Below are 898 nucleotides of genomic sequence, written 5' to 3' on the forward strand. Positions count from 1 at the left end.
AATATTGATAAAAAAATTTTAACATTACAATATTTAGAGGATTTTTTATGGGACGTAAAAGTAAAGCTCGATATCAAGGGGAAGCGTTGGGCCTTCTAGTGAGTTTTGGAATTATTCTAGCTATCATTGCTTTTGTTATTTCACTTGTATTTTCTGCAGTCTTTTATGTAGGAGGTGCTATTGCTATAGCAATTGCAATAGGTATTCCTTTGTTTTTATTGTTATCTATTCCTTACTATTTAGTTGGAATGAATAAGATTAAAGTAGAAGTTAAAAAATCAATTTCGGATTATTGGTTATCTAGAGAGGAGAAAGAAGAATTAAAGTCTCTTTATCAAGCTTGGTTAAATGCAAAGGAAGAAGAAAATAGAATTGAGGATGAAATTAAAAAACTCCATGATTATGCTGATGAGCAAGGTGTAAGCAAAAATATTGATGGTAGTTATTCTAGAAGAAGCGAGGTAGGTAAATCAATAATAAATTCTCTTACTAATCTAGAGAACGAATTAGATCTTGCCAAGGATTACTCTCTTATGTGTTGGAAAGAATACAAGGATCTTGCCTCAACACCTTATTATAAGTGGAAAGCAGATAGTAATAAATTAAGAGAAAGAGATAAATTTTATAGAAAGGTATGGGTATCTCTTATATCTTTAATTTTTATAATTTGTATTGCTATTACACTTTATATAACTGGATATAATAAAATAATAGCAATTGACTATATAAATAATTTATTAAATCGATTTATTTCTCATGAATGGTTCTCGATTGGAAAAGAAACAGCTTTAGGATTGCTTTCGCATCAATATTTTGAGATTGTTGTTTTATTATTTATAAGTTCTCTAGTTTCTATTATTTTTTATGGAGTTGCTAATGCATATTCTATTTCAAAAAA

1 protein-coding gene is annotated in these 898 nt (G+C 28.1%); it reads left to right on the top strand.

Features of this window, described 5'->3' with window-relative positions; translation table 11 throughout:
• Positions 1–47: 47 nt before the first annotated feature.
• On the top strand, positions 48–898 hold an 851-nt coding region (locus QZ106_RS00395), incomplete at its 3' end, for a hypothetical protein (protein WP_295972845.1).

It is taken from the genome of uncultured Aggregatibacter sp., from assembly GCF_901873365.1.
Taxonomy (GTDB): Bacteria; Pseudomonadota; Gammaproteobacteria; order Enterobacterales; family Pasteurellaceae; genus Aggregatibacter.